Source organism: Niallia sp. (assembly GCF_031978665.1).
GTDB lineage: Bacteria > Bacillota > Bacilli > Bacillales > Cytobacillaceae > Niallia.
Map to the genome: position 1 here is coordinate 58,222 of NZ_DALZDK010000013.1, position 9,318 is coordinate 67,539.

Genomic DNA, 9,318 nt, shown 5'->3' on the forward strand with positions numbered 1-9,318 from the left:
TACTACATAGTTCTCTTTTTATACATTTATTCCTTCTTATTCTAACAAATTTCCGGTTTAATTCCGATTTTATAGCTTGCATACATATACTATTAGCATATGTACTTTCTACTTTTTCATTTAACATTTATTGCTGATCAAAAAGATTTTTTAATTGCTTATAAAATATCACCTCTTCTTGGGTCTGTAATTCATAATTTCTTATCTGCTTTCGATAAATAAGCCGAAAAAAATTAGGTTTTATTTCTTCCAATACATTAAGACTCACAAGTACTTGTAAATATTGCTGAACTGCTATAATCCATTCTATCTTTGCTAGAAATGGAAACTCTCTTATTTTAATTTGGCCCACATTGATTCTTTTTTGGAAAGTTGTATAGATTTTTCGAAGTGGATATATTTTCCCTTCACCCTCTAGGTAAAAGCTATCTAGAAAAATATATGCTTGCCAATAAATTGGAGGTGTTTCAATAAGGAAACCTTCGTTTAATGGAATCCCGATAAAAGGTGGCAAGAAATGGGGATGCAATCCTCGAGCATATAGCTCCTTTAAAAATTGATCATTTGTTTTGGTCAAGTAATGTAAATCATTTGTTTTCTGGCGGTGCATCATTTCTCGCCAATAAGAGAAATGCCACTTCTTGATAGGGAATTTTGGGAGTTTCTCCTTTATTTTTACTAAAGGATAGGAATGAGTGGAGATAAATGTTTGGGAGATAGAGATTGGTACAGGATTTTGAATGAAATAAAATACTTTATCGACTGGACAATAGGTTGGCAAAAGATACTGGTCCTGGTACGAAGTGAAGAATTGATATAAAAAGGTAGAAATTTTTAATTTAATTGGATTCCATTTTTTCAAATGACGAAAGCCAATAATCCAAATGGGATGAATATTCATTTTTCGATAACCCTCTGTACGTTTTTTCACTAATTGAGGGGAAATGACTGCACATTGAAATTCGATCACATACTGTTTATTGTTATAGACAAAGCTAATGTCCGCTCGTTGCTTTATTTCTGGATAATACGGTTCTAGTTGTGACTGAAGATTAAGTTGATGCAGCTTTTGATACAATTGTAGCTTTCCCTGTAAATGATACGAAGATTCTGCTTCTCCGTTACCTGAACACCATTCTTTCCTTTCATGGGCAAAATGAATAATCTTTTTTTCACCCATTTTCAGAATGACACGCCCTTTACATTCTGGACAATATGTCGGTAAGTTTCTTAACACCTTTAATTCTTCTTTGTTTTTCATCGTAAATAGATTAATGATTCTTCCTTGTTCGGTTATTGCTGTATACAAATAAAAATCCCTCCTTTTGCTTCCTTCATTTACTAATTCTTTTTTGTTCTTACTATTCCTTTAAAAATATAATTTTTATTGTGAAATAAAAGCAAAAATCCTTTCTTTGTCTATGATTGATAATTTTCTTTGGTACACTGGTTCATGACAGCTTTAATTCTCTTAAGAACGCTGAAATAGTGAGAGTGACAGGGGAAAGTGGTTTTCACCCTGAAGATGAACACCACTTTCCCTTTTGCTCCTCCTGTTTTTGGCTTTCATCCACTTGATGAACACCACTTTTCCCCTTGCTTCAACGAAATGTTGTTCTCATCCTACTTCCTACTTATGAACACCGAATTTGCTACAGCAGGAATGATATGTAGTGTTCATCCTGCAGAGATGAACATCAAAAGGCGAGCGCAATAGTGTCCCAGCGAATTCGCTAAATGTATTTTTCTTTCTGCGACTTTTACAACAACGGAGATAGCAATCTAGATGTAGATTCGAGCATCCTATATCCATAGTGCCTTTTATTAAAGCTATCTACTTCTAATTCCATCGAGTGTTTGATATCTTCTATATAATCCTTTACTAGCTTTTCTGTACTTCTTGTCTTATATAAAAAGGCACTTACTTCAAAATTCAAATGAAAGCTTCTCATATCCATATTACATGTCCCAATGGAGGCAATTTCTCCATCTACAATGATAATTTTACTATGCATAAATCCACGATTGTATTCAAAAATTCTCACTCCCGTTTCTAATAATTCTGGAAAATAAGAACGGGAGGCATGGAAAACGATTCGTTTATCTGGTTTACTGGGAACTAGAATTCGAACGTCAACTCCACTTAAAGAAGCAATTTTAATTGCAGAAAAAATGTCTTCATCTGGAATAAAATATGGTGTAGCAATCCAAATTGATTCTTTGGCAGTAGTAATCATGCTAAAAAAAATGCTTTTGATTACACTCCATTCATTGTCAGGACCACCAGCAATTAATTGTACTCCCCCATGCGAATTTTCCTCAGATACAGGCGTTAAAAATTCCTCTGTTAAAAAACTATGATTGGTCATATAGAACCAATCTTGAAGAAAAATTAATTGCAAGGATCTTACAGCATTTCCTTTCACTAGTAAGTGAGTATCTCTCCAATATCCAATCGCAGGATTTCTGCCTAAATACTCATCTCCAATATTTAGACCACCGACAAAACCAACATTCCCGTCAATGATGATGATTTTCCGATGGTTTCTAAAATTGAATTTGCTATTAAAGAAAGGCATTTTGACAGGACCAAAGGCAATAACCTCAATACCCGCCTCTTTCATTTCTAAGCAGAACCTTTTAGAAAGCTTCCATGATCCAACCGCATCATATAAAAACCTCACTTGTACCCCGGCTTTTGCTTTTTCCACTAATACTTCCTTTATCTGCTGGCCAATTGCATCATCTCTTACAATGTAATATTCCACGTGAATATGGTGCTTTGCTTTCTTTAATTCATTTAAGATAGCAGAAAATGTCTCCTCTCCATCCGTTAATACCTGGGTTGAAGTACCAAAGGAGATTGGAGTATTTCCGAGCTTCTCTGCTAAGTGAAATAAATTGCGTTGATGCCCATCTAGTATCTTTCTCTTCTCCTCTGTTTTGGAACTAATTTCACGTTCAATTCTCAGAAATGCTTCTTTATCCAAAAAATACTTCTTCCGATAAACTTTTTCTTTCTGATAGTTCCTACCAAAGAACAAATAAAAGACAAAACCGATGATCGGAAAACTTCCTAATACAATTAACCAAGTTAATGTTTGGGTTGGATGTCTATTTTCAAAAAAAATGACAAATCCAATAAAAATAACTGATAAACTTATAACTAAACTTAACTGTCCGTAAATTCCACCTTGAACAGAGAAAAACAAATTAAATACATAAACAAAAAGAGCCGCTACAGCCAAAAACAATCCTAACCTAGCAGTATGATTCATGACAGGCACCGCCCCATTCTCCCATTTACTTACATTAAGCTTAGATTTTCTCCATTTATTATTCCCTTATATTTACCCACCATGTCAATTTAATACTCCTATCAGAAGCTTCTATGTAAAGATTTATCAAGCACTTACACCCATAAAAAAATAGATCTAATTTTCCATTTTCTACAGGTTTCTATATCTATTCAAAATGCTTACCATTTATACATGCTTTCATTCGCTTCTATCTTACTGCACGCAAAAAAACCCTACAACGAATACGGTGACCGAACATTGTAGAGTTTCTGTTAAGTGAAATAATTTGGAGTCTTTATTATTTAATGAAAGTATTTTCTTAATTCCATAAATACTTCATTCTCAATAATAACTTTCCCATATTCTTGGAGAACATGAATAGTCATTTTGGAATCTTCTTGTGCATATTCAAGTAAAATACTTAATGCATTTTCTACTTCCTCTTCCGGTATTTCCTCATCAAGGAACTGCACAAATAAGTAATATTTTTCATTATAGCTATAAAGTGTTGTATCAATTCCTTCTAGTCCTTGCAATTTAGATAAGGAAATGATGTCCTCAAAATCTTTAAACGTTAAAATAAATTCAAGACTTTCATCGTATTCCTCTTCACCATCTTTAATAGTAAAGTGCTGATCCATTAAGTCTTCAAAACGTTCATCAATCGGTAAATCTTTCAGCTTATCCTCCGGAATCGAAATTTCAAACTTCTGACCGTCTTTAGAAAGCTGTGCTTTAGTAACAAGAATTTCCAATCCTTTTTCTAGTGCCTGAACTTGAATCCATAATGGGCCATCAAATACGAAGTCTTCTTCTTGGTGCACTTCGTCCATCATTTCCCAAAATAATTCTTCACTGCGTTCTCGATTATACCAAATCTCCTCACGCTTAAATCCTCGTTCTTCTATATCAATATACGAAATATAAAACTTTACTGTATGATCATTAATTCTTTCAATTTCCATACGCTAACACTCCCTTCAGACTATGGATGGAAGGGACAAGAGACCCCCATACAGATTTGTTTTATTTCTTACAATAAATCTTTCTGAAATAAAAATTTTATTTTCCTCGTATTGTACCTTGTACCTTATATTTTATGACAAAAGTTATATAAATGGAATTAAAATATCTTGGGATTAAAAAAAACCATTATATGCCTATAAAAAAAACATTCACAATTCTTAATTTCTAAAACAATAAAAATTTGATTCCAATTTATTTCTTTTTATTACCATATTCCTGTTTAGTTATATTTAGTAGTATTACCTCATAGAAATTATTTCAAACTAAAAAGAAAAATCATTAACTAACAGTTTTAACCAAATATTGCTATTGTTTTAAATACGTTCCAAAATGTTTCCTCTCTGTTATTAACAGCAAATAGAGCTTTGCAAACGAAGAGCAAACTTGTCGCCTGTTTACATGAAAATAAAAAGAAAAATCTGACCAAACGACGCCAAAATGACATCGTTTAAAGTCAGATTTTTTATACTTGCTTATAATTAGTTAACTAATCGTTGAGCTTCTCTTAATTGGAAAGTACGAACTTTTCTTGGTAAGAATCGACGAATTTCATCTTCGTTATATCCTACTTGTAGCCTTTTTTCATCAATAATAATAGGTCTTCTTAATAGCCCTGGATTATTTTGAATAATACCAAATAAATCTTGTAGTGGCATTGCTTCTAAATTCACATTTAGCTTTTGAAAAGTTTTACTTCTTGTTGAAATGATCTCATCTGTTCCATCTTCCGTCATTCGAAGAATTTCTTTTATCTCGTCAATAGAAAGAGGCTCAGAAAATATATTTCTTTCTTTATAAGCAATTTCATGTTCCTCTAACCATGCTTTTGCTTTTCTGCAGGATGTACAACTTGGTGAAGTGTATAATGTTACCATTTTACAAATTCACGCTCCCTTTATTTAGACATGTAATTAACTACATTTGTTTATTATAAATAACTTGAATTCTTTATTCGAAAATTCTTAAATTATAATTAATTCAATCAAGTAATTTATATTAATTATTATACACTAATTGTTTGCTTTATGGTATATGTTTTGAAAAAATTATCCACAAGTATGAGTGTTTTCTGTATATAAGTTTCTACTCCTACGCTATTTGCTGTTATTCTCCTCCTTTATGTAAGAAAAACTCGATATCTTCATACGAATTTCCTTCTTATTTTGTTGCTTATCATTATAGACGTTTAAAAACAAAAAAAGTTTCAAAAATTTACGTTATCTGTTAAAATATTTGTTCTATAATATGCTTTCTGCTTTAATACCCCTTATTCATTATCTTTAAACCTTTTTCTATTCTCAATTATGAAGGTTTTAATGAAAATACGATGTTTTTTCTTAAAGGTTTCAAATTTCATCAAATATATTTTTTTGCTCTTGTTCCTTATTTAATTGCACGACTTTTTCTACAGGCTCATAAGATTCACCATAAAAATGAAGGTCTTTATACGTATGAATTTTATTATATGTCTTTACTAAAGCCTGATAAACGACATCTTCTCCTTCATTATTTGGAGCCCAATAGAGAATTTCCATTGCATTTACTTCCCTTGTAGCTAAAGACAAACGTTTGTAACCAATTGTTTTTGCATGCTTAAACTCTTCACGCTGGTAAAACTTCAGTCTTTTTTTTGTATCACTATCCTTATAATTAATCGGTTCCACTTCTAATATAATTGGTTTATTCTTCGCTTTCATCTTCTCCATTAGTTGATGTCCAAGGCCTTGACCTCTTGCTTCATTGGAAACAAATAAATAATCAATAAAGATAAAATCGTCTGCATCTACATACATCAAAACATGGTACTTTCCTTCATCCTTATGATAGAATTCTGGAAAATCCTTTAATAACGCCTCCATATGTTCTTGTGACTTCATTTCTTCTACTGGAAAATATTCATTTAGTTTATCATACCAATGCATCCATTAATCTCCTTTTTCTTCTTTGTTAATCGGTTTATAATTAACATTTTTCGTATAATTATTCCCTGCATTCCATAATAGAAACTCGGAAACTCCTTGATCATTTAAAGCTTTTATCTGTTTTTGAATCTCTTCTTTTCCATATACTTGATAATTATCTTTACCAAGCCATGTTGCTGTGAAATCTTGGAGCCATGGCCTTGAAATAGGCGCATGCTCTAATTGATTCAGTTTTTGCTTTTCTACTTTAATATATTCGCTAACGAGTTCATAGGGATGAAGGTCCGGCTTTTCAATGCCAAAATAGTTAGTCCAGTGACTTGGATAAATCATGGAAGAAATAACATCAACATGATTACTTATTCTTGAAAAGTTTTGTCCAATTCCCGGTGCTTCATTCAAGGTTGCTGTATAGCCAAATATATCAACAGAAACCTTCACGTCATACGGTTCTAGTTTTTCTTTTGCATATTGAACAAAGTCTGTAACAGCCTCTACCCTTTTCTCCCCTTCGGATATATCTAATTTCTCATAATCACCTTTAGAGTAGCTTAATTTATCTCCTTTATGTTCAAAACCTTCTGGAAAGCGAACATAATCAAACTGTATCTCTTGAAAGCCCATTTTAGCCGCTTCAATCGCAAGGTTAACATTGTAATCCCATACCTTTTTTTCAAAAGGATTTACAAAGGCCTCTCCACCTCCATTTGTCCACAACTTTTTCCCTTCCATAAAAGACCATTCTGGTTTTGCCTCAGCCAGTACGGAATCCTTGAAGACAACAATGCGAGCAATCGGATAAATTTTCTCTTTTTCAAGCTGCTCTAATAAAGCTGTCATATTTTTAATAGAAGTAGTCCCTATTTTCCGATAAGGAGAGCCTTCTTCCGGCATAAAGGTCAAATTTCCATGATCTTCTTTATAATCAATTACCATTGCATTTAATTCCGTATCTTTCACTAAATCAATTAATTGATTCCACTTGCTGCCTCCAATAGAGTGAGCATTTACATAAATACCTCTTACAGCATCAGGGTATATAAAGGTGAAGGAATTTGCTTTTAATCTAGGTAAGGAAGTTGGTAATCGTTTTACCATAATTTCCATTTGTTTTGTTGGCTGTTTAGGTAGGACTTTCTCCCCCTTAGCAAAAGCAACATTGGGGATTAATAAATATATACTTAACCCGAAGGATATTAGTTTTTTATTCATAGTGATAACTCCCATCTATGTACAGTATCCATTATCTACTACCATGGTATAAATTATGTATTCCTTTTATTGTAACAACTCAAACAAGCTTATGCTATTACTGTTTTCTTTCCTTTACATCACTATAGATCTTCCTGTATTTTAGACTGCTTAGTTACTTTTAAATAGAATTATTCCTGTTAGAAAGTAACAAACCTTTTAGAAATAAGCAAAAGTATAGTATAAAAAAAGCTGACAACCTCACTTTCTGAGTTTGTCAGCTTTTGGGAGTTCATTACTTCTCCAATTATGCTTTATAATTCTTATATTCGTTTTCAGAACAATACACAAAATGTCCTGGCTTGATTTCACGCATTGTAAGCTCTTCTCCATCTTGATATTGATGGATTGAAGGGTCATAAACCGTTCTTTTTCTTGTACGCTCTGTTTCAGGATCTGGCAGAGGGATTGCTGATAATAAGGACTTTGTATATGGATGAATCGGGTTATTATATAACTCGTCTGCAGGAGCAAGTTCCACTAATTTTCCAAAATACATAACCCCAATACGGTCACTTATATACTTAACCATTGATAAATCATGGGCAATGAATAAATATGTCAATCCTTTTTCCTTTTGAAGCTTTTTCAACAAGTTAACTACCTGTGCTTGAATCGAAACATCTAATGCGGATATCGGTTCATCGGCAATGATAAAGTCTGGATCTACTGCTAAAGCACGTGCAATTCCAATTCTTTGTCTTTGACCACCAGAGAACTCATGGGGATAACGATTAGCATGCTCTTTATTTAAACCAACTGTATGAAGCAGCTCGTATACTTTTTCCATTCTTTCTTTTCTACTCTTCGCTAAACCGTGAATATCAATGCCTTCCGCAATAATATCAGCAACAGTCATTCTTGGATTTAAAGAAGCATATGGATCTTGGAAAATCATTTGCATTTTACGATTAAATTTCTTTAAATCTGCTCTTGATTTTCTTCCATGCACGTCTTCTCCATCAAATAAAACTTGGCCGCCGGTTGCGTCATATAGTCGAATGATCGTTCTCCCAGTCGTGGATTTCCCACAGCCTGATTCTCCTACAAGGCCAAGTGTTTCTCCTTTATATATATCAAAGCTAATATCATCTACTGCTTTTACTATATTAGGAGTGCCTACATTAAAGTGTTGCTTAAGATTTTTTATTTCTAATAACTTTTCGGCCACTTATTTCTCCTCCTTTACTAATACTGGTTTATCAAAGTTGGAGGGTAGCTTTCTAATTCTTTCTTTTACAGAAGCTGGTGGTTCTACTGCTGGTGCATCTGGGTGTAACAACCATGATTTCACAAAATGCGTTTCAGATACTTGATATATTGGTGGCTCTTGTTCAAAATCAATTGCTAATGCATATGGATTTCTAGCAGCAAACGCATCTCCTACTGGCGGATTTGTTAAGTCTGGGGGTGTTCCAGGAATTGCTGCAAGCTCATCTTCATTATCATTATCTAAGCTTGGCATGGATGCAAGGAGCCCCCATGTATAAGGATGTCTTGGATCATAGAAAATCTCATCAACAGTACCCATTTCTACAATTTGCCCTGCATACATAACAGCAACCCGGTCTGCTACATTTGCAACAACCCCTAAATCATGGGTAATGAAGATAATGCTTGTATCCATTTTATCTTGCAAATCTTTCATTAAATCTAAAATCTGCGCTTGAATCGTAACATCTAATGCAGTTGTCGGTTCATCCGCAATTAATAAATGTGGATTGGCAGCTAACGCAATCGCGATCATCGCACGCTGTCTCATTCCACCAGAAAATTCATGTGGATATTGATCTACTCTTTTCTCTGGTTTCGGGATACCA

8 protein-coding genes are annotated in these 9,318 nt (G+C 33.3%); all 8 read right to left on the reverse strand.

The genetic code is table 11. The features are described 5' to 3' along the window. Positions 1–127: 127 nt before the first annotated feature. A complete protein-coding gene (locus tag RTL21_RS09090; RefSeq protein WP_312095479.1) occupies positions 128–1,309 on the reverse strand; it encodes a competence protein CoiA in 1,182 nt (393 codons plus the stop codon). 451 nt (positions 1,310–1,760) lie between these two features. Beyond that, a complete protein-coding gene (gene cls / locus RTL21_RS09095) occupies positions 1,761–3,278 on the reverse strand; it encodes a cardiolipin synthase (protein WP_312095586.1) in 1,518 nt (505 codons plus the stop codon). Positions 3,279–3,601: 323 nt separating this feature from the next. Next, positions 3,602–4,264: an adaptor protein MecA gene (gene mecA / locus RTL21_RS09100; RefSeq protein WP_312095481.1), complete on the reverse strand. Its 663-nt coding sequence runs from the start codon at positions 4,262–4,264 to the stop codon at positions 3,602–3,604. 540 nt (positions 4,265–4,804) lie between these two features. Then, positions 4,805–5,200 carry a transcriptional regulator SpxA gene (gene spxA / locus RTL21_RS09105; RefSeq protein WP_312095483.1) on the reverse strand — a complete coding sequence of 132 codons (396 nt, stop codon included), beginning with the start codon at positions 5,198–5,200 and terminating at the stop codon, positions 4,805–4,807. Between the two features lie 471 nt (positions 5,201–5,671). Continuing rightward, entirely contained in the window at positions 5,672–6,247 is a 576-nt protein-coding gene (locus tag RTL21_RS09110) for a GNAT family N-acetyltransferase (RefSeq protein WP_312095485.1), read from the reverse strand. Between the two features lie 3 nt (positions 6,248–6,250). Continuing rightward, the gene (locus tag RTL21_RS09115) at positions 6,251–7,459 is read right to left on the reverse strand and encodes a putative glycoside hydrolase (protein WP_312095487.1); all 1,209 of its coding nucleotides are present in this window, start codon (positions 7,457–7,459) and stop codon (positions 6,251–6,253) included. A 286-nt stretch (positions 7,460–7,745) separates the two neighbouring features. Continuing rightward, complete coding sequence (locus RTL21_RS09120) at positions 7,746–8,669, reverse strand: ABC transporter ATP-binding protein (protein ID WP_312095489.1); 924 nt, start codon at positions 8,667–8,669, stop codon at positions 7,746–7,748. After that, a partial coding sequence (locus tag RTL21_RS09125; protein WP_312095491.1) for an ABC transporter ATP-binding protein occupies positions 8,670–9,318 on the reverse strand: 649 nt, incomplete at its 5' end.